Origin of the sequence: Actinomycetospora aurantiaca (assembly GCF_037401875.1) — a bacterium.
GTDB classification, from domain to species: Bacteria; Actinomycetota; Actinomycetes; order Mycobacteriales; family Pseudonocardiaceae; genus Actinomycetospora; species Actinomycetospora aurantiaca.
Genome location: NZ_JBBEGN010000002.1, coordinates 263,877 through 282,171 on the forward strand (window position 1 = coordinate 263,877; position 18,295 = coordinate 282,171).

An 18,295-nucleotide genomic window follows, 5' to 3' on the forward strand; every position below is an offset into this window, starting at 1 on the left:
GGCTCCCGTCGTCGGGGACCCGCTAGAAGATCCGGGGGCGCTGGCGACGGACGGTCGGCGTCAGCGGGCGGCGCCAGAGGCGGGAGACCGGCCAGCCGATCTGCTCGCCGAACGACACCCCCGCGGCGATCCCGAGGCTGACGGTGAGGGCGAGCAGGATCGTGACGGCGCCGGTCGCGAGGCTGCCGTTGCTGAGCTGGGCGTTCGAGCTCTCGCCGACCGTCGCGAGCTGCGCGAAGCCGGTGTAGAGCAGGAGGCCCGGGAGCAGCGGCGTGATCCCGGCGATGACGAGCACGAGCGGCGGCATGTTCGCCCGCGCCGGCATGAGCATCGCGATCAGCCCGAGCGCGCCGGCCGCAGCAGCGCTGGCGACCACCTGCCCCAGGCCCACGATGCCGAACGCGTACGCGTAGAGCGCCCAGGCGACCGCTCCCGAGAGGCCGGCCACCGGGAGCGACAGCAGCGGCGCGTACGCGGACAGGGCGAACAGGACCCCGGCGGCGGCCGCCGCGATCAGGGACCGGACGTCGGCCTGCGGGGTGAGCTCGGGGAGGTCCTGGGCGAGGGAGAACACCGCCGCGCCGCCGATCTGCCCGAGCACCTTGATGGAGACGACGACGCCGACCAGCAGCCCCGCCGATGCGAGCACGACCTCCACCGCCCGGCCCGCCGCGGTGAGCGGGAACCCGGTGATGGCGTCCTGCACGAGCCCGACCAGCGACAGCCCGGAGAGCAGGACGATGAGGCCGGTCGCGACGACGAGGCTGGGGGAGTCGAGCAGGAGGCCCGAGGAGGCGAGCCCCAGGGCCGACGTCGTCACGAGGACCCCGCCCAGCACCTGCTGGAAGAACATCGGCACGCCGTGGCGCCCGAGCCAGCGCGCGAGGCCCCACACGACACCGGTGAGCAGGAAGGCCGCGAGGGCCACCCCGAACCCGCCGCCGATGAGCACCGCGACCGCGCTGGCGAAGAACGACCGCGAGAGCCCGGCGACCCACCGCGGGTAGGGGTGGTTCGCGGCGACGGCGGCCGAGAGCCGGGTGAGCGCCTCGCTCGACGAGATCGGCGAGTCCGTGTCGACGATGTCCTTGATCAGGGCGTCGACCGTGGCGAGTCGGGTGTAGTCCTGGGTGCGGTAGCGGACGTTGCGCATCGTCGTGACCGGCCCGGCCTCGACGCCGCGGTGGCAGCACATCGTGATCGTCGAGAACGCGATGTCGACGTCGCAGGTCGGGAGGCCGTACGCGCCGGCGATGGCGAGCATCGTGTCGTGCGCGGCGGCCGCGCCGGCCCCCGTCGCGAGCTGGACCTCGCCGATGCGCAGGGCGAGGTCGAGCACCCGCAGCACCAGCGCGTCGTCGGCGACCTGCGGGCCGGTGACGGCGGGTAGGAGGTTGTCGCGCACGGTCGGCGCGTCGAGCGCCGCCCGGCGGCGGAGATCCTCCGCGGTCGGGATGGGCACGTGACGACGGAGCCCGCCACGGGCTCGCTGGGTCACCCCCACGGGCTGACTCTCCACTTCTTCGACGTCCGGGTCGGGCGCGTGGTGGTCACGCGGTCCGAGGCCGGGAATCTTCATCTCGCTGGCACCTCGTGGGACGCAGGCGGGCAGGCGTCGTTGTCGACCGACCGGGCGACCGGCGATGTGAGCCGGCCCTCGCCTACGATGGTGCCTCAGTGCCGGCGTAGCTCAATCGGCAGAGCACTCGCCTTGTAAGCGAAAGGTCCGGGGTTCGATTCCCCGCGCCGGCTCCAGCTCAACAGGCCCTTCCCGACGACGGTGAACGCGGGTCGCGGTCGGCTGCTCCAGCAAGATCAGCACTTCAGTGACGACACGCCGCAGATCGTCGGCGTGTCGCCACTGAAGTTCCGATCATGGTCGGCGGCCTCGTCCACGAGGGCCGACACGCCCCGCTTCCTGGACCGAGTCGTTGCACCCGAACGGCCGCTAACGACGACCGCGAACCGAGCGACAACCCGGACGACTCCGGCGACGACGGAGCCACCACTCTGACCGTCGGGGGAACCACGAGATGACTGCTGCGCCTGACTCCGCACCTCGCCAGGGCGGTCGCCACGCGACTCCGCCTCGGGGGCAGGGTCGGCCCGCGGTCGCGCCGCCGGCCCAAGAGGGTCCCGGCGCCTCGGACGTCACCGACCGGCTGTACGTCCCACCGCAGTACCAGCAGCCTCGGCACGTCCCGATCCGCGCCGAGGTCGCGCACCGTCCGTACGGACTCGTCGCCCCGCAGGCGCCCACCGGGCTCGCCATGAAGCGCCGCAACCCGGTCGGGGTCTGGCTGGGCCTGCCGCTGATCACCTTCGGCATCTACACCTACGTCTGGTACTACAAGATCCACCGCGAGATGGCCGAGTTCGACCGCCGCCGCGACATCCCGGTCGCCGGCCCGATGCTGGTCCTGCTCTTCCTCAGCTGGACGATCGTCGCGCCGCTCGTCTCGCTCTACAACACCGGCAACCGGATCGCGGACGCGCAGCGCGCCGCCGGCCTCCGTCCCAGCTGCAGCGCCGGGATCGGCCTGCTGCTGTGCTTCGTCTTCGGGCTGGTCTCCCTCTACTACCAGAGCGAGCTCAACAAGGTCGTCGACGCCTACAACGGCGCTCCCGCCGGCGCCGAGATCGCCCTGCGCGCCTGACCCATCGGGAACCTCGACGACCTCACAGACAGCGGAGCTCGACCGACCCGAGGCGGTCGATCGTGGCCCGCACGACGTCGCCCGGGCCGACTGGGGTGGCAGCGGTGAGACCGCCGGAGAACACCACCTGACCCGCGGTCAACCCCTCGCCCTCGACCGCCAGGGTGCGCACGAGCCACGCGACGGCGGCGGCAGGATGTCCGAGGGATGCGGCGCCGGCCGCGGTGGCGACCACCTCGCCGTCGTGCTCCCACACGACGCCCACGAGCCGGAGGTCGATGCCGGCGGGCGACACCGGGGTTCCGACGACGAACCGGCTCGCCGAGGTGTTGTCGGCGACGACGTCGGCGGTGTCGAAGTCGTAGTCGAGGAACCGCGAGTCGAGGACCTCGATGCCGACGGCGACCCCGGAGCACGCGGCGAGGACGTCGTCCGTGGTCACGTGGGGACCGCGGAGGTCGCGACCGAGGACGAAGACGATCTCCGGCTCGCAGCGCGGCTGGATGTGCGCCGCGGTGTCCAACGGCGCACCCGGATCGAGCGCACCCGCCGCGGGGAGGAAGCCGCAGATCGGGGCGGTGACGCCGACCTGGGACTGCTTGGCGCGGGAGGTCAGTCCGAGCTTCCACCCGGCGAGGGGCCCCGCACCGGCCCGCGACTCACGTTGGACGCGGTAGCCGGTGGCGATGTCGAGCCCGGGGAACTCGTCGGTGAGCCTCGGGATGGCCCGGCGGTCCGCCCGCGCCGTCGCGAGGCGGGCCGCGAGGTCGGAGACGGTCACGGAACCGTCAGGAAGTCGTGGACCAGCGCACCGAGCCTCGTCGGGACCTCGAACTGCAGGAGGTGGCCGCAGTCGGCGAACAGGTGCAGGTCCGACCGCCTCAGGTGCTCGGCGAGGAAGAGCGACGCATCGACGGTGATGGTCGCGTCGTCCTTCCCGTGCACGGCGAGGACCCGGTGCGGGACGCCCGGGAGCACGGTCTCGTCGTAGATCGGCATGGGGTCGCCGGCTCCGGTCGCGGCCTGGAAGGACCGCCGGACCTCCGGGCGGAGCGCGACGGCGAGACGCTGCACGACGACGTCCTCGATGTCGGGCACGTCGCGCGAGAGCTGCACCTCGACCAGGGTGCGCATGCCGGCCTCGTCCGGGGTCCGGTAGAAGTCGGTCAAGGTCGTGAGGTTCGGCTTCACCGGGGTGCCACCGGCCGCCATCAGCACGACCCGCCCGACGCGCTCGGGCACGCGGAGGGCGAGTTCCAGCGCGAGCCGGGCGCCGTAGGAGTGCCCGACCAGATGGACCCGGTGCAGGCCGAGCACGTCCAGCAGTGCGAGCACCGCGTCGACCCGCCGCGCGAACCACGGGCCCGGACCGATCGCCACGTCCTCGGGGTGGCTGCTCCGCCCGAACCCGACCAGGTCGGGGACGAGGCACCGGAACCCGTCGAGCGCGGGCAGGATCGGCCGGAACGCCTGTGAGCCGGTGGCGCCCGGCCCGGTGCCGTGCAGGAACAGGAGCGGTTCACCGTCGTCGTCGCCGCAGGTCGACAGGTGCGTCGTGTCCGAACCCGTGGTCAGCTCGTCGATCCTCACGCCAACGCCCGCGCGAACAGGCCGAAGGTGCGCTGCCACGACACGGCGGCTCCGTGCTCGTGGTACGCGGGCATCCCCGGGAACATGAACCCGTGGTCGGCTCCCTCGAAGACCTCCACGGTGGCGGTCACCGAGGGGCGGGTCAACTCGTCGCGCAACGGCTTGTTGTGTTCCAGGGACGCGAGGGTGTCCGCTGCCCCGAAGGCGACGTACAGCTCGGCCGACAGCGCGCCGACGCTCCGGTGCGGGGAGTCCTCCTCCTCGGTGACGCAGAAGGACGGGTGCATCGTCGAGCCGGCCGTGAACTCGTCCGGGCGGGCGGCGAGCAGGCGGAAGGCGAGCCGCGCACCCACGCAGAACCCCACCACCCCCTTCGTGTCGGAGCGTGCCGCCGGGTCCGCGCCGACGACGTCGAGCAGTGCGGCGGTGTCGGCGAGCACCTCGTCGTCGGACAGGGAGCCGACCGCGGCCATCAGCCGTTCGAACTCCGGCGATCCCGGGCCCGCGCCGATGCCCGCCAGATCGAACGAGATCTTCGGGCCGATCCGGTGGTACAGGTCGGGCATGACGGCGTAGTAGCCGCCGCCCGCCACCGTCGTCAGGATGTCGTAGATGTCCGGCCGCAGCCCGGGCCCGTCGTGGAAGACGACCACCACGGGGAAGGGGCCCGCGCCGTCGGGGTGGCGTACGGCGACGGCCATGGGACCGTCCGCGGTCGGCACCTCGAGTTCCTTCTCGATCACTGTCCTGCCTCTCCTCGGGGTAGCGCCGTGGTGATCCCGAAAGCGACGATCCACTCCGGGACCGGTTGGTAGAACGACGACCCGGTCCGGTACGGCCCGACGGTCCCGAGCGCGGCGTGCGCCGCGACCCAGGTGCGCACCTCGTGGATCGAGCTGCCGCCCAGCTCGCCGAGCCGGTCCACGCTCAGCGAGTCGAAGTAGTCGAGATCCCCGGCCTCAAGCCTGTCGAGGATCTCCCGGTCCAGGTCGGGATTCAGGTCCATCAGCGCGGTCTCACCGCGGGCGAACTGCCGGCCCGTCTGGTGGACCGCGTCCTCGCGGGCATGCTGCTCGGCCGGGGTGCGTCGCCGGCGCACCAGGAATTCCACGTCCTCCGGGCGGGCCTCCCGCAGGCGCGGCACCGGGACGTCGTGGGACAGGCCGCCGGAGCCGACGAACAGGACCTTGCGGTCCAGCTGCTGCGCCCACTGTCCGACGGCGTGCCCGAGCCGCCGGATCCGTCTCATCGGGCCCAGGGGCGCGGCGACCGAGTTGACGAAGACCGGGATGACGGGGGTCGCGAGACACGGGCCGAACAGGATGTCCAGCGGCTGCGCGACGCCGTGGTCCACCACCATCGTCTCGGACACGGCGACGTCGAGGTCCGCCTCAAGGAGGTAGGCGATGAGATCGTCGGCCAGCGCCTGCGGGACGTCGAGGTCGCCCGCGGTGGTCCCGTAGTCGCCGATCGCCGCGGCCGCCGTCCCGACGCAGAACGGCGGCATGAGGTCGTACCGGAAGCCCTGGTAGTGGTCCGGGCCGAAGACGACGACGAGGTCCGGGTCGAAGGCCGTGACGAACTCCCGGGCCTCGCGCAATGCCTCGTCGACGCGACGCCGCACGTCGTCCCCCGGGTCCGCGATCCGCAACAACGGTGTGTGCGACAGGCAACAGAGGGCGAGGTCCGCGCCCACGGTCACACCGTCAACGACTGCAGGGCGGGCACCACGTGCTCGCCGTAGAGCTGGTACGAGCGCATCGTCTGGTCCTTGGTGAGGTTCCCGAAGGAGCCCCAGAGCAGGAAGTTCCCGCAGCCGATCGTCTCCACCTGGCTGACGATCTGGTCCCGCACCGTCTGCGGGGTACCCACGCAGATCGCCCCGATCTCGACGAGGGCGTCGAAGGAGACACTGTCGCCGGCGAACGGCCGGAAGAACGACTGGTAGTGCTCGTAGCCCGCGGGGACGTTGTCGAGATCCGAGAAGACCGCGGCCTCCTTGAACGTCGCGAACAGGTTGTCGAAGGCGGGCTCGGCGAGATCGCGCGCCTCCTGCTCGGAATCGGCGATGAACACGTTGCGGCACACACCCATCTCGGTGGGCTCCGCCTCGCGGCCCGCCTCGGCCGCGGCCTTCTTGTAGCCCTCGAAGATCGTGCGCATCTCGTCCGTCGGCGAGAAGACCGACGTGAACTTGAAGTTCTGCTGTGCCGCCCAGCTCACGGTCTTCGGGCTGAGCGCGGTCACCCAGATCGGCAGTTCCGGCCGCAGCGGCCGGGGCCAGATACCTACCTGGTCGTAGTGGTAGTACTCGCCGTGATAGGACCAGACCGGTTCCTTCCACGCGGTCTGGATCAGCGCCACGGACTCCTCGAACCGCCCGCGGGTCTCCTCCATCTTGACGCCTTCGCGCAGGAACTCCGGCTCGTCGACGCCGCGCCCCATGCCGACCTCGAGCCGGCCGCCGGTGAGGTGGTCGAGCATCGCGCCCTCCTCTGCGAGGCGGCGCGGGTTGTGGAAGGCGGTGATGTTGGCCATCACGCCGAGCTGCATCCGGGAGGTCCGCTGCGCGAGCGTCGCGACGAGCAGGTTCGGCGACGGGCTGATGCTGTACGGCGTGAAATGGTGCTCCGAGAAGAACACCCCGTCGAACCCCAGGTCCTCGGCGGCGACCCACGAATCGAGCTTCCAGTCGTACAGTTCCTTGCAGAGCTGGGGGTCGAATTTCGCCGGATCCGGGTCGTAGGGGTAGCTGAAGATTTCGAAGAGCCACGACTTCACCACGGGAAGAACTCCGTTCATCGTCGACCGGCTGAGGCGCGGATCACGCTAGGAGCGGCCCGACGGGCCCACCAAGCCGTTCCTCGCTCGATGACGTCCGCTTCTCGCGCGACGGCTCGAGCGGCTGGGCGTCCGCGCACATCGGCTGCTCGACGGCGAGAACCGGCTTATCGTCGAGCGCGCGCGCCCTAGAATCGACGGACTCCGATCGCCGACGTCGAGCCGGCTCGGTGGCCGACGAGCGAGGAGGGGTTCGCGGCGATGGAGCCGGGCGAATCAGCCGAGCACGAGATCCTGGCCGAGGTCCGTCCGCCGGCCGGAACCCTCGTCCGCACGAGCGATGTCGACGAGGCCAGTGCGGCGATCTCGCGGGCCTACGCCCCGCATAAGCTGCAGGTGGCCGACCGCTCGCAGCGCCTCGACCTGCAGTTGTGGACCAACGGCATGCCCGGACTGGACTTCGGCTACTGCCAGATGGGCACGGACGTCCGGCTCTACGCACCGCCGCCCGGCTACCACGTGGTGGTCTTCGCCGGCGTGGGGCACCTCCGGGTCGGGTCCGAGCAGGACTCCGTCGTCGTGTCACGTGGCCGCGGCGTCGTCGTCTCGCCGCGTGAGCCCGTCTTCTTCGAGGACTGGAGCGAGGACTGTCGTCTCGTCACCGCCCGCTTCGAACCCGCCGCGCTCGAGGGCGTGCTGTCCACCCTGCTCGGGGCGGCGCCGGTCGACCCGTTGCGCTTCGACTTCCCCATCGACCTCGAGGCACCGCGGGGCGGATCGTTCCTGCGCACCCTCCAGCTGCTGCGCTCCGAGCTGGACCGGCCGGACGGGATGACGGCCGACCCGGTGATGGCGGGCGGTCTCGCGAACCTGGCGATGACCGGCCTGCTGCGAGCGCAACCGCACAACTACACCGACCGGCTCACCGACTCCCGGCGCGCCGAGAAGCCCGCGAACATCCGCAACGTCATCGACCTCATCGAGAGCCGGGCGACGGACATCGTCTCGGTCACCGACCTCGCCGACGCGGTCGGGCTGAGTGTGCGCGCCCTCGAGGAGGGGTTCCGCCGTCACGTCGGGACGTCGCCCATGGCCTATCTCCGCGGCCACCGGCTCGCGCGGGCGCACGGCGACCTCCAGGAGGGCGACCCGGACCACACCACGGCGTCGCGGATCGCCCGCCGCTGGGGCTTCAACCACTACGGGCGGTTCACGGCGACCTACCAGGCGCGCTACGGGGTCAGTCCGGTGGAGACGTTGCGGGCGCCGTCGCGATCACCGAGGTAGCGCCGGGAGCGGACGACGGGTAGTCCTCCAGCTCGATGTCGGTCGCGAAGCGGTCCATCAACGCCATGACACGGGTGAACAGCGGCGCGACCGAGAAGAGCTTGTTCCGCAACCAGATGCGCGACCGGCTCGACGGGGCCAGCAGCGCACCGGCGTTGACCTTCTCGGCGACCTTCGCGTAGCCGCGGAACTTCCGGTCGTAGGCCGCGAACGCCCGTTCACGGTCACCACCCGCCGTCATGAGCTCGCCCGCGAGGACACACACGCCCACGATCGTCAGGCCGGTGCCGAACCCGCCGAGCGCGTTGCCGTAGGCCGCGTCGCCGACGAGCACGACCCGCCCGCGCGAGTAGCGGTCGACGTGGACGCGGCTGATGGAGTCGAGGTGGAAGTCCCGGGCGTCCGGGAGGGCCGCGAGCAGCTGCGGCACCTTCCACTCGGCGCCGCGGTACGCCTCGCGCAGCGCCTGCTTCTGAGCCTCGACGTCACCACGCTCGGCTCGCGCAGTCCCGCCTCCCTGCTAGTGCTACACGAAAGTTCGAGTCACTACAACATTCCCCCGTGCCCGTCGACCTGCGGGAAGGCGGCGCGGGGGATGTGGCTACCGGTCCCGATATCGATCAGAGGCGGAGGAGGTCGACGGCGCTCAGGTCACGAGGCCGAAATCGCGAGCGATCGTCGCGTTGGTCTCGGCGGAGTCCCAGCCGGCGGACAGGTCGATCCGACCGGCCAGCGAACCGCGGGCGGTCCGTCGAGTACGCGGCTCGAGCGGGACGACCTTCGCCACTGGGGTCCCGGCGCGGCTGATGACGACCTCCTCGCCCCGTTCGACCCGTTCGATGATCCGGGAGAGGTTGGTCTTCGCCTCGTGGATGTCGAACGCTTCCCAATTTCGCTCCATCGACACGGGCCACCTCCTTGGTCAGGACCTTAGGCCAGCCGGCCTCCGCCCCAGCTGCAGCGCAGGGATCGGGCTGCTGCAGTGGGTCGTCTTCGAGGCGGCGCCGAGGGGCTGGCGACGGAGCTCCCGCCGTCGACTCTCGCGCAGTGGCGACGGGCAAGGTGGGCCCTTGGCCGTTCTGCGGACCCCCGACGGCGTCCCGTACAACGGGGACCGATGGCTGTTGAAGAAGGAACGAACCCCGCCCAGGGCGCGGTGGACGCGCTCGAGCAGCTCACCCGGCACGGGCGCGACCTGTGCCCTACTGACCAGGACCCGCAGGACTGGGCCGGCAGCGTCCTGGAGGACCTCGCACGGGTCGCCGAACTGCTCGACGGCGCCGTGGAGCAGGTCTCCGGGAAGCGCAACGACACCGTCTCCGAGGGCTCCCGCGCGCTCGGCACCGTGATCGCGGCGCACCGCAACCTCGAGGTCGGCGCGAGCGACCGGAGTTGAGGTCCTGACCGATCCCGGCCACCGTGGGGACATGGCAGCGACCCGGCTCAGCACGGTCGCGGTGGCCGTCGATGCGCGCGATCCCGAGCGACTGGCCTCCTTCTGGGCGGCCGCGCTCGGGTCGGAGATCGTGCGACGGTGGGACGACGCCGAGGGGACGCCGTACGTGGAGGTCGCCCTCGTCGGCGACACCGTTCTCCTGTTCCAGGCGGTCGAGGCGCCGACCGAGGGCAAGAACCGGATGCACCTCGACCTGCGCGTTCCCGACGACGGCGACCAGCGGGCCGAGTGCGACCGGATCGTCGGCCTCGGGGCGACCGTGATCGACGAGGCGCCGCAGCATCCGTGGGTCGTGCTGGCCGACCCCGAGGGCAACGAGTTCTGCGTGTTGCCCGCCGCGTGACGCCGAGCAAGATCAGGACTTCGGGGGCGAGTCGCAGCAGATCTTGCGCGTGTCGCTCCCGAACTCGTGATCGTGGTCAGGCGGCGCCACGGTAGGTGCCGAACGTGAGCAGGTTGCCCTCCGTGTCGCGGTCCGAGCAGGCGTAGGTCGGGCCCCCGGCGCCGAATTCCGTCCCGTGCGGCGCCGCGACCACGTCGGCCCCACCCGCCACGAGCCGCGCATGGACGCCGTCCACGTCCTCGGTCACCAGGTACACCGCGCCCGCCCGCAGGCCGGAGTGCGCGCCCCCCACGTGCTTCGTCCCGCCGAACAGCACCGTCCCGCCGCCCGGCCACGCCAGCTCCGCGTGCACCACGTCGCCGACGTCGTCGCGCACCACGACCGACTGGTCGAACCCCACGACGTCGACCAGGAACCGCAGCGCCGCCTCGGTGTCGTCGTAGTGCAGGACCGGCCAGACCGTTGACACGCCCGACAGCGTCTCAGGTCCAGTAGAGGAGCCGGGCCTGCGGCAGGTGTTCGTCGATCTGGTCGGTGATCGTGGAGCGCAACCGACCCATGACGTCGTCGGGATAGATGTGCTTCACCGACCCGAACTTGCCGCGCTTCTCCTTGCGCTGGTCGGGATCCATCTCCAGCTTCGACGCCGGGTACCAGCCCTCGAGCGTCTCGCGGCTGCCCGGCGTGAAGCGGTGGGTGATGCACTCGATCGTCAGGTCGGCGTCGGCGGGCACCACCGCGGCGACGCCCGTGAGCAGCGACGAGTACGCCGTCTCCCACCCGCCGTCGGGAATGATCGGCGCGAGCGTGATGCCGACCGGCCAGCCCGCCGACGCCAGCGTGCCCAGCGCGGCGATCCGCGCGGCGACCGGATCGGTGCCGCCCTCGTAGCGCGGCCACGGCGAGAGCGAGAAGCGCAGGCGGGTGCGGCCGTGGTGGGGGAGGTCGAGGAGCGGCTCGACGTCCGCGAACTTCGTCGTCGCGCGGAGCTGGACGGGTCCGGACCAGTCGTGCGTCCCCACGTGCGAGATGGCGGCGGCGAGTGATCCGGTCGCCGGCTCGATCCCGAGCGGGTCGGTGTAGCAGGAGGCCTCGAAGGTGGTGCCCTCGTGCGCACGCTGCAGGTTCGTCGAAGTCACGTGCCCCTGTCCGACGTAGCCGTCGAGGTTGGCCAGGATGCGGTCGAGGTCGGCGTAGACGCGGGTGATCGGCGGGCCGGTCAGCGACCCCGCGAGGTAGCAGTACTGGCAGTGCGCCGGGCAACCACGGGCGAGGTCGACGCGCCAGTCCGCCGACGGCGGGATCGGGTCGAGTTTGCGGGCGGAGTCCGGGCTCACGACGACGGCGAGCGTCGCCTTCGCCCGGGCGTAGGTCTCGCGCTCGGTCGCGCCCTTCACCCCGGTGACCCGGTCGGTGTTGAGCAGCTCGATGTCGTCGCAGCCCAGCGTCTCGCAACGCCGCACGATCTCGTCGGCGTGCGGGTGTTCCTGCGCGGCCCGGGTGACGCGGACGTGCTTCGGCACCCACGCCTTGTGCGGACGGGCGGTGGGACGTGCGGGCGCGGTCATCGACGCGGATACCCGGCGGAGGGTCGCTCGCTCCGGAAACCCGGTGACGACGACGGGTGCCGCTGATTACGGTGTTGCACGTGACGCCGACGTTGTACGAGTGGGCCGGAGGGATGCTCGCCCACCACCGCGGCCTGGGCATCACCCCGGAGCAGCGCCGCCGCTTCGCCGAGACCATGAGCCGGGCGGCGGACGACGCCGGGCTCCCCGACGATCCCGAGTTCCGCGCGGCCTTCGTCGGCTACGTGGAGTGGGGCACGCGGTTGGCGATGCACAACTCGCAGCCGGACGCGGAGGTCGTCGAGCAGGCCCCGGTCCCGCGCTGGGGCTGGGGCGTCGCGCCGCCGTACCAGCCGTCGTGAGCGCCCTGCACGTGTTCGACATGGACGGCACGCTGCTGCGCGGCACGTCCGCGGCGCTGCAGATCAGTCGGCGTCTCGACTGCGAGCCGGCCCTCCAGGACCTGGAACGACGGTTCGACGACGGCGAGCTCGAGCCCTGGGAGTTCGCTGTGGCGGTGCGGGAGGCGTGGGGCGAGCTCGACCCGGCGCTGGTCGCCGAGGTCGTGGCGGACGCCCCGTGGATGGACGGCATCGACGAGGTGTGCGCCGACATCTCGGCGCGCGGCGAGAGGTCGATGCTCGTGACCCTGTCGCCGACGTTCTTCGCGCGGCACCTGCTCGAGCGGGGCATCGACGTCGTCCACGGCTCCGTCTGGTCCGACCCGATCGACCCCGCAGCCATCCTGACGCCGGCCGACAAGGTCCGGCTGGCCGACGCGGAGCGCGAGAGCCTCGGCCTGACGACGGGTCGGTGCGTGGCCTACGGCGACTCGGGCACGGACGTCCCGCTCTTCGCGCACCTGACGCACACCGTCGCGGTGAACGCGCGTCCCGCCCTGGAGGCCGCCGCGGACTACCGCGGCAACGACCTGCGCGAGGCGTACGCGCTCGGGCGGGCGATGCTCGACCGGTGAACCGCGTCCGGCGTCGCAGGCGTGCGCCGACCGGCCGTCGGGAAGCCGGGGACGTGGCGATCATGGAGAACGGGGACGTCCGCATCCACCACGAGGAGCGCGGCGAGGGGTTCCCGGTGCTGGCGTTCGCGCCGGGCGGGCTGCGCTCGGCGATCGAGTGGTGGTCCGCGGCGCCGTGGGACGTCCCGGAGGCGCTGGCCGGCGACCACCGGGTGGTGCTGATGGACCAGCGCAACGCCGGGGAGTCGTGGGCGCCGGTCACCGCCGACGACGGCTGGGACAGCTACACCGACGACCACCTCGCCCTGCTCGACCACCTCGGCATCGAGCGGTGCCACCTCGTCGGGATGTGCATCGGCGGGTCGTTCATCGCGAACCTGGTCCGGCGCGCACCCGACCGCGTGGCCGCCGCCGTCGTGCTGCAGCCCATCGGCCTGGACGGCAACCGCGAGCTCTTCCACGGCACCTTCGACGACTTCGCGAAGGACCGGGCCGCCGACCACCCCGAGGCCTCCGACGCCGACTGGGACGCGTTCCGGCAGAACCTCTACGGCGCCGACCACACCCTCTTCAGCGTTCCCGACGAGGCCGTGGCGCGGCTCGACGTCCCGCTGCTGGTGTTCGCGGGCGGGGACGAGCCGCACCCGGCGTCGGCCTCGGCGATGCTCGCGGAGGTGGCACCGCAGGCCACGCTGGTCGAGCGGTGGAAGGCCCCGGAGTACAACGAGGCGGCGCGGGAGTCGATCGCGAGCTTCCTCGAGGTGCACACGCCGTCCTGACCGGGTGAACGCCGGCGCCAATCACTCTGAGTCGTTCTATCGTCACTCGACGTGAGTGTGATGTCCGACGCGACCCGCATCCGCATGGTCGCCCGCACGGCCCTGGTCCAGCTCGACACCCTCGTCGACGAGGGACTGCGCGGGGCGGCGCTGGAGGTGCTGATCGACCACGCCGAGGCGCTGGCGGTCGCCCCCTTCGCCCGCGTGCACCGGGACCCGTTCCCGCACCTCTGCCGGCTGCGTGACGTGCTCGAGGGCCTGGTGGGCCGGACCGCGCAGACGCTCGTCACGACGCTGGACGACCTCATCGCCCGCTCCGTGAAGCAGCCCCTCGACGTGCGTTGACGGTCACGCCAGACTGTTTGTCATGACCGCCGTCGAGGACTTCCCGACCCTGCTCGCCCGGACCCCCGTCACCACCGACCAGGCCCTGGCGCTGTTCGACTCGCTCGACCCGGTGACGGTCGAGGAGATGCTCGGGCAGTGGTGGGGGTCGGAGTTCCCGACCGGCCACCCCATGGACGGCCTCCTCGCCGCCACCGGGTGGGCCGGCAAGCGCTTCGACTCGGCCGACGAGGTCCACCCGCTGCTGTTCTGGAACGCCGACCGCAGCGACGTGTTCGCCGTCGACCCCGCGCTCGTCCCGATGAACCTGCCGCTGCCGGAGGCCGCCCGGAAGCCGTGGCTGCACAAGGTGATCACGCTCGGGCGCCCGGTGATGGGGACGACGAAGTACACCGCGCGGCTGCGCATGACGGAGTACCGCGGGACGACCAGCGCGACGATGATCTACGACGCGCGGCCGATCAACGACGTCTTCCACCGCGTCGACGCCACGACGCTGCTCGGCTGCATGGACCTGCGGGACTCGCTGCCGTACTTCTTCGTGCTCCGTCGCTGAGAGATCAGCGCGCAGCCCACACCTCCGCCAGCCGCGCCGCCCAGCACGGCGCCGCGTAGGCCTCGGCGTCGACCCGCGCCCGGGCCCCCAGGGCGTGGCGCCGCTCGTCGTCGTCCAGCAGGTCGGCGAGCGCCCGGGCCAGCGCCTCCGGGTCGCCGACCGGCACGACCGCCCCGTTGACGCCGTCGTGCACGAGCTCGGGCAGCGCGCCCACCGGCGTGACCACGGGCGCCACGCCGAACGCCATCGCCTCCAGGACCGCCATCGGCAGCCCCTCGTGCGAGCTCGGCAGGACCAGCAGCTGGGCGCGGCGCAGGAGGTCGTCACGCTCGGCGCGGTCCAGCCACTCCGCGACCTCGACGACGTCGTCGACCCCGGCCGCGGCGACCGCGTCGCGCACCTGCGCCACCTCGCCGTCCCCGGCCGCGACGAGGTGCAGCCGGCGGCGCTGCTCGGGGGACAGGCGGGCGCAGGCGTTCACCAGGTCGTAGATGCCCTTGCGGACGCCGAACCGCCCGAGGAACACCGCGAGCACCGGTCCGTCGGCACGGGTCCGGACGGCAGCCGGCCACTCCACCGGGTTCGGGAGGGCGACGACCCGGTCGGCGGGCATGCCCAGCCGCTCGCGGTAGGGCGCGCGGAGGGTCTCGGAGAGGACGACGATCCGGTGCGGGCGCAGCAGGGTCCGGACGACGGAGCGGGCCGGGCGGGGCAGCCCGTCGAACCAGTCCAGGAACTGCGAGCCGTGCAGGTGCATCACCACCGGCACCCCCCGCCGCCGGGCCACCATCCCGAGCACGCCCTTGCGGAGCACCGACGCGCGCTGGGAGACGTGCAGGTGCACGACGTCGGGTCGGGTCGTCCGGATCCGTCGGGCGGCGGTCAGCGTGCCGCGCACCATCGTGCGCACGCGGTCGGAGCCGTCGCGGTGGGTGGTGACGAGGTCGAGCTCGGCCAGCGCGGAGGCATGGCGCACCAGGACGTGCTGGACGCTCCCGATGCCGCCCCGCGCGGACGCCTCGGGTCCGACCACCAGCACCCGGGGTCGGACGCGGACCGGGATCTCCGGGAGAGCCACCTGCACGTCGGTCACCGTTCGATCTCCTCCGCCTGGTCATACCCCCGGTGCCGTGCAGGTGATCGTCTCCCCGTGTCGCGGGCGTGTCCTCCGTGTTCGGACCGGGTGTCGCGCGGTGACCGGCGAGCGCCGCACGCCGACCGGTTGTGCACCCGGCGTCGAGCACGCAAGATCGGTGGACGTGACGACCCTCCTCGACTCCGGTGGACCCACCGGCGAGGTGGGCACGGGCCGTCCCCGTGCCACCCCCGCCATCGACCTCCTCGAGGGCCGGCGCCGGCTGCGCCTGCCGGGTGACGGGCCGGAGCACTGTTACTCGGGTTTCGACGTCACGCCCGTGGGAGTGGTCCTGGGCGCCGAGGTCACCGGGATCGACCTCGCGCAGCCGCTCGACCTGGAGACGCGCCTCGAGCTGCACCGCGCGCTGCTGAACTGGAAGGTGCTGTTCTTCCCCGAGCAGCACCTCTCCTCGGTCGAGCAGCGCGCCTTCGCGCAGCAGTGGGGCGAGCTGGAGACCAACCCGCTGCTCGAGGCGGGCGAGGACCCGAGCGTCGTGCGGTTCGCCAAGGGCGGCGACGGCCCGCAGAGCTACGAGAACATCTGGCACGTCGACACGTCGTTCCGCCGCGCGCCCGCGATGGGGGCGGTGCTGCGGATGATCACGACGCCGCCGTTCGGTGGCGACACGATGTGGGCCGACATGGGCGCCGCGTACGACAACCTCTCCGACGAGGTGCGGGCGCGGATCGACGACGCGGTCGCGGTGCACGACATGGTGCCCGGGTTCGCGCGGTTCCTGGACGCGGACAAGCTGCAGAAGCTGGAGGACACGTTCCCGCCGGTCACGCACCCCGTCGTCCGGATCCACCCGGAGACCGGCCGGCGGACGCTGTTCGTCAACGCCGCCTTCACGACGAGGATCGTGGGGATGGAGCAGGCGGAGTCCGACGCGCTGCTGCGGCACCTGTTCGCGCAGGCGCACGTCCCGGAGTACCAGGTCCGCTACCGGTGGACCGAGGGCACCGTGACGTTCTGGGACAACCGCGCCACGCAGCACTACGCCGTGGGCGACTACGGCTCGCACGTCCGGGTCGCCGAGCGCGTGGCGATCCTGGGCGGCAAGCCGTACTGAGCCCCGGCCGAACCCACGAACGGGCCGTTCGTCACCTTCTTCGGTGACGAGCGGCCCGTTCGTACGTTCCGGCGGTGAGCCCTACCGCAGGCCGGCCCGCCGCCAGACGCGCTCCGACGACCCGCCGACCATGCCGACGTCGTCGAGGAACCCGAGCACCTTCTCCGTCATGAACCGCTTCGTGGCGCGGTGCTCCGGGTTCGCGAGGGCGGCGCGGCGGCCGACCCGCCCGGAGATCCCGACGCTGCGGTAGACCCGCGCCTGCCACAGCGAGTTGACGACCTCCGTCGACACCAGCGCCGTCAGCCACCGCTCCCGCTCGAGCTCGGCGCGCGACAGCGTCGGGACGAGGCGGGCGAGCTCCTCGCGGGCGAAGCGGACGTGGCGGGCCTCCTCGACCACGTGCACCCGGGCGACCGCCCGCATCAGCGGCAGGACGCGCTCGTCGTGCATCGACTCGCGCTGCAGCCGGTCGGTGGCCTCCTCCGCGACGAGGACCGACGCGAACATCGAGGCCCCGGACCCGAGGTGCCCGTAGATCCCGCCCAGGCGGTGGAGCCGGCCGTGCGGGCGGTAGTCCGGGCAGCCGAGCGCGTCGACGGCGCGGGCGAACATCACCGAGTGCCGGGTCTCGTCGCCGACCTCGGTGAGGGCGTACTGGGAGTGCGGGCGGCGCAGGTCGAGGTCGTAGGCGTGGCGGACCAGCATCTGCATGAGGATCACCTCGAACCACAGGCCGACCGAGAGCAGGCTCGCGGCCTCGTGGCGGGACAGCTCGCGCTGCTGCTCGCCGGAGAGCTCGTCCCACAGCGGCGTCCCGTGCAGCGACACCCGCTCCGGCGGGACGGCCCAGCCCGCCGGGTCGACCGGAGCCTCCCAGTCCACCTCGATCGCCGGGTCGAGGGTGTGGCGGGCGCTGGCGGTCAGGAGGCGGCTCGCGGTCGCGTCCCGGTCCAGGATCGTCATGGTGACCGACTGTACCCCGTACACAATGTCTCGCATAGTTGGTGCTACTGACGAGTCGGCGGCACCCTGGGAAGACCATGGATGGCAGGACCCGACGCTGGGCGGGGCATCGGGAGGCGCGGCGCCTCGAGCTGGTCGATGCTGCCGTGGTCGCGATCGAGCAGCACGGCCCGGACGTGACCACCGAGCAGATCGCCGCTCAGGCCGGCGTGTCCCGGCCCGGGCTCTACCGGCACTTCGACGGCAAGGACGACCTCCAGGCGGCCATCGCGGCCCGCTCGGTGGAGCGGCTGGTCACCGAGCTGGAGCCGGTGTGGCGGCCCTCCGGGCGCCCGCGCGAGATGCTCGAGCGCGCGCTCGCGGCGCACCTGCGGTGGCTCTCCGAGCACGCGAACGTCTACCTGTACCTCAAGCGCAACTCGCTGCCCTCCGGCGGGGACTCGGTCGAGTCCGCGAGCACGAACGTGCGCAGCGTGGTCTCCGCGCACGTCACGCAGATGCTCGTCGACGGCTCCCTCGGTGCGGAAATCCCGCCCGCGGTCGCGAACCCGCTGGCGTGGGGACTGGTCGGGATGGTCGACACCGCCGCGGCGCACTGGCTCGACGAGCCGCACGGGGCCACGGTGGAGCAGCTCGGTGCACAGCTCACGGAGGCCTGCTGGGCGGTGATCGGCGTGACGATCGGCTCGGGCGTCGTGGATTCGCTCGACACGGTGGGGGCGGACACCGCCTGAGCGGCGCGATCACCCATGATGGGGGCGACACCCGCTCGCCAGGAGGG

23 protein-coding genes and 1 tRNA gene are annotated in these 18,295 nt (G+C 72.2%); 12 read left to right on the plus strand and 12 right to left on the minus strand.

Going from position 1 to position 18,295, the window contains the following annotated elements; translation table 11 throughout:
* Positions 1-22 precede the first annotated feature (22 nt).
* Positions 23-1,462, minus strand: coding sequence for a threonine/serine exporter family protein (locus WCD74_RS05820; RefSeq protein ID WP_337693890.1), 1,440 nt, complete (start codon positions 1,460-1,462; stop codon positions 23-25).
* A gap of 217 nt (positions 1,463-1,679) precedes the next feature.
* Between WCD74_RS05820 and WCD74_RS05825 the strand changes: the two genes are divergently transcribed.
* Positions 1,680-1,755 (plus strand) — tRNA-Thr (locus tag WCD74_RS05825).
* 515 nt (positions 1,756-2,270) lie between these two features.
* Entirely contained in the window at positions 2,271-2,657 is a 387-nt protein-coding gene (locus tag WCD74_RS05830; protein WP_337693891.1) for a DUF4234 domain-containing protein, read from the plus strand.
* 22 nt (positions 2,658-2,679) lie between these two features.
* On the opposite strand, the gene WCD74_RS05835 is transcribed toward WCD74_RS05830, so the two are convergent.
* Genes WCD74_RS05835 through WCD74_RS05855 form a run of 5 tightly spaced genes read right to left on the minus strand, consistent with a single transcriptional unit; the run spans position 2,680 to position 7,031 of the window.
* Positions 2,680-3,438: a 2-keto-4-pentenoate hydratase gene (locus WCD74_RS05835; RefSeq protein WP_337693892.1), complete on the minus strand. Its 759-nt coding sequence runs from the start codon at positions 3,436-3,438 to the stop codon at positions 2,680-2,682.
* The gene (locus WCD74_RS05840) at positions 3,435-4,247 is read right to left on the minus strand and encodes an alpha/beta fold hydrolase (protein WP_337693893.1); all 813 of its coding nucleotides are present in this window, start codon (positions 4,245-4,247) and stop codon (positions 3,435-3,437) included. The genes WCD74_RS05835 and WCD74_RS05840 overlap by 4 nt, the downstream gene beginning before the upstream one ends.
* Complete coding sequence (locus WCD74_RS05845; protein WP_337693894.1) at positions 4,244-4,990, minus strand: dienelactone hydrolase family protein; 747 nt, start codon at positions 4,988-4,990, stop codon at positions 4,244-4,246. Before WCD74_RS05845 ends, WCD74_RS05840 begins: the two co-directional genes overlap by 4 nt.
* The gene (locus tag WCD74_RS05850; protein ID WP_337693895.1) at positions 4,987-5,943 is read right to left on the minus strand and encodes a 3-carboxyethylcatechol 2,3-dioxygenase; all 957 of its coding nucleotides are present in this window, start codon (positions 5,941-5,943) and stop codon (positions 4,987-4,989) included. The genes WCD74_RS05845 and WCD74_RS05850 overlap by 4 nt, the downstream gene beginning before the upstream one ends.
* A 2-nt stretch (positions 5,944-5,945) precedes the next feature.
* Positions 5,946-7,031, minus strand: coding sequence for an LLM class flavin-dependent oxidoreductase (locus tag WCD74_RS05855; RefSeq protein WP_337693896.1), 1,086 nt, complete (start codon positions 7,029-7,031; stop codon positions 5,946-5,948).
* A 258-nt stretch (positions 7,032-7,289) separates the two neighbouring features.
* Here WCD74_RS05855 and WCD74_RS05860 point away from each other — a divergent pair, with 258 nt between their 5' ends.
* The gene (locus tag WCD74_RS05860; RefSeq protein ID WP_337693897.1) at positions 7,290-8,315 is read left to right on the plus strand and encodes a helix-turn-helix transcriptional regulator; all 1,026 of its coding nucleotides are present in this window, start codon (positions 7,290-7,292) and stop codon (positions 8,313-8,315) included.
* Here WCD74_RS05860 and WCD74_RS05865 read toward each other — a convergent pair.
* Positions 8,269-8,745, minus strand: coding sequence for a Rossmann-fold NAD(P)-binding domain-containing protein (locus WCD74_RS05865; RefSeq protein WP_337693898.1), 477 nt, complete (start codon positions 8,743-8,745; stop codon positions 8,269-8,271). The two genes, WCD74_RS05860 and WCD74_RS05865, sit on opposite strands and share 47 nt — an antisense overlap.
* Positions 8,746-8,961: 216 nt before the next feature.
* Positions 8,962-9,216, minus strand: coding sequence for a type II toxin-antitoxin system Phd/YefM family antitoxin (locus tag WCD74_RS05870; RefSeq protein WP_337694260.1), 255 nt, complete (start codon positions 9,214-9,216; stop codon positions 8,962-8,964).
* 216 nt (positions 9,217-9,432) lie between these two features.
* On the opposite strand from WCD74_RS05870, the gene WCD74_RS05875 reads away from it, so the two are divergent.
* On the plus strand, positions 9,433-9,711 hold the full coding sequence (locus WCD74_RS05875; RefSeq protein WP_337693899.1) for a hypothetical protein: 279 nt from the start codon (positions 9,433-9,435) through the stop codon (positions 9,709-9,711).
* 31 nt (positions 9,712-9,742) lie between these two features.
* Entirely contained in the window at positions 9,743-10,114 is a 372-nt protein-coding gene (locus WCD74_RS05880) for a VOC family protein (RefSeq protein ID WP_337693900.1), read from the plus strand.
* A 76-nt stretch (positions 10,115-10,190) separates the two neighbouring features.
* On the opposite strand, the gene WCD74_RS05885 is transcribed toward WCD74_RS05880, so the two are convergent.
* Together WCD74_RS05885 and WCD74_RS05890 are read right to left on the minus strand one after the other, a co-directional pair.
* Positions 10,191-10,583, minus strand: a complete 393-nt coding sequence (locus tag WCD74_RS05885) for a VOC family protein (RefSeq protein ID WP_337693901.1) — start codon at positions 10,581-10,583, stop codon at positions 10,191-10,193.
* A 13-nt stretch (positions 10,584-10,596) separates the two neighbouring features.
* A complete protein-coding gene (locus WCD74_RS05890) occupies positions 10,597-11,682 on the minus strand; it encodes an SPL family radical SAM protein (RefSeq protein WP_337693902.1) in 1,086 nt (361 codons plus the stop codon).
* An 80-nt stretch (positions 11,683-11,762) separates the two neighbouring features.
* Here WCD74_RS05890 and WCD74_RS05895 point away from each other — a divergent pair, with 80 nt between their 5' ends.
* From WCD74_RS05895 to WCD74_RS05915, 5 genes are all read left to right on the plus strand, one after another.
* Positions 11,763-12,044: a globin family protein gene (locus WCD74_RS05895; RefSeq protein ID WP_337693903.1), complete on the plus strand. Its 282-nt coding sequence runs from the start codon at positions 11,763-11,765 to the stop codon at positions 12,042-12,044.
* Positions 12,041-12,658 carry an HAD family hydrolase gene (locus tag WCD74_RS05900; protein ID WP_337693904.1) on the plus strand — a complete coding sequence of 206 codons (618 nt, stop codon included), beginning with the start codon at positions 12,041-12,043 and terminating at the stop codon, positions 12,656-12,658. The genes WCD74_RS05895 and WCD74_RS05900 overlap by 4 nt, the downstream gene beginning before the upstream one ends.
* A 62-nt stretch (positions 12,659-12,720) precedes the next feature.
* Positions 12,721-13,437: an alpha/beta fold hydrolase gene (locus WCD74_RS05905; RefSeq protein ID WP_337693905.1), complete on the plus strand. Its 717-nt coding sequence runs from the start codon at positions 12,721-12,723 to the stop codon at positions 13,435-13,437.
* A 51-nt stretch (positions 13,438-13,488) separates the two neighbouring features.
* Positions 13,489-13,782, plus strand: a complete 294-nt coding sequence (locus WCD74_RS05910; protein WP_337693906.1) for a hypothetical protein — start codon at positions 13,489-13,491, stop codon at positions 13,780-13,782.
* A 22-nt stretch (positions 13,783-13,804) separates the two neighbouring features.
* Positions 13,805-14,338: a DUF4334 domain-containing protein gene (locus WCD74_RS05915; RefSeq protein ID WP_337693907.1), complete on the plus strand. Its 534-nt coding sequence runs from the start codon at positions 13,805-13,807 to the stop codon at positions 14,336-14,338.
* Positions 14,339-14,342: 4 nt separating this feature from the next.
* Here the strand turns inward: WCD74_RS05915 and WCD74_RS05920 are convergent, their stop codons facing one another.
* Positions 14,343-15,431, minus strand: coding sequence for a glycosyltransferase family 4 protein (locus WCD74_RS05920; RefSeq protein WP_337693908.1), 1,089 nt, complete (start codon positions 15,429-15,431; stop codon positions 14,343-14,345).
* Positions 15,432-15,591: 160 nt separating this feature from the next.
* Between WCD74_RS05920 and WCD74_RS05925 the strand changes: the two genes are divergently transcribed.
* A complete protein-coding gene (locus tag WCD74_RS05925; RefSeq protein WP_373696036.1) occupies positions 15,592-16,548 on the plus strand; it encodes a TauD/TfdA dioxygenase family protein in 957 nt (318 codons plus the stop codon).
* A gap of 81 nt (positions 16,549-16,629) precedes the next feature.
* Here WCD74_RS05925 and WCD74_RS05930 read toward each other — a convergent pair whose 3' ends face one another.
* Positions 16,630-17,514 carry an AurF N-oxygenase family protein gene (locus WCD74_RS05930; RefSeq protein ID WP_337693909.1) on the minus strand — a complete coding sequence of 295 codons (885 nt, stop codon included), beginning with the start codon at positions 17,512-17,514 and terminating at the stop codon, positions 16,630-16,632.
* A 77-nt stretch (positions 17,515-17,591) separates the two neighbouring features.
* On the opposite strand from WCD74_RS05930, the gene WCD74_RS05935 reads away from it, so the two are divergent.
* Positions 17,592-18,248 carry a TetR/AcrR family transcriptional regulator gene (locus WCD74_RS05935; RefSeq protein WP_337693910.1) on the plus strand — a complete coding sequence of 219 codons (657 nt, stop codon included), beginning with the start codon at positions 17,592-17,594 and terminating at the stop codon, positions 18,246-18,248.
* Positions 18,249-18,295 lie beyond the last annotated feature (47 nt).

Excerpts from the sequence above, each read along its gene's own strand:
- WCD74_RS05830 (WP_337693891.1), top strand. The coding sequence starts at position 2,271 with ATGAAGCGCCGCAACCCGGTCGGGGTCTGGCTGGGCCTGCCGCTGATC.
- WCD74_RS05860 (WP_337693897.1), top strand. The coding sequence starts at position 7,290 with ATGGAGCCGGGCGAATCAGCCGAGCACGAGATCCTGGCCGAGGTCCGT.
- WCD74_RS05870 (WP_337694260.1), bottom strand. The coding sequence starts at position 9,216 with ATGGAGCGAAATTGGGAAGCGTTCGACATCCACGAGGCGAAGACCAAC.
- WCD74_RS05875 (WP_337693899.1), top strand. The coding sequence starts at position 9,433 with ATGGCTGTTGAAGAAGGAACGAACCCCGCCCAGGGCGCGGTGGACGCG.
- WCD74_RS05880 (WP_337693900.1), top strand. The coding sequence starts at position 9,743 with ATGGCAGCGACCCGGCTCAGCACGGTCGCGGTGGCCGTCGATGCGCGC.
- WCD74_RS05890 (WP_337693902.1), bottom strand. The coding sequence starts at position 11,682 with ATGACCGCGCCCGCACGTCCCACCGCCCGTCCGCACAAGGCGTGGGTG.
- WCD74_RS05905 (WP_337693905.1), top strand. The coding sequence starts at position 12,721 with ATGGAGAACGGGGACGTCCGCATCCACCACGAGGAGCGCGGCGAGGGG.
- WCD74_RS05915 (WP_337693907.1), top strand. The coding sequence starts at position 13,805 with ATGACCGCCGTCGAGGACTTCCCGACCCTGCTCGCCCGGACCCCCGTC.
- WCD74_RS05930 (WP_337693909.1), bottom strand. The coding sequence starts at position 17,514 with ATGACGATCCTGGACCGGGACGCGACCGCGAGCCGCCTCCTGACCGCC.
- WCD74_RS05935 (WP_337693910.1), top strand. The coding sequence starts at position 17,592 with ATGGATGGCAGGACCCGACGCTGGGCGGGGCATCGGGAGGCGCGGCGC.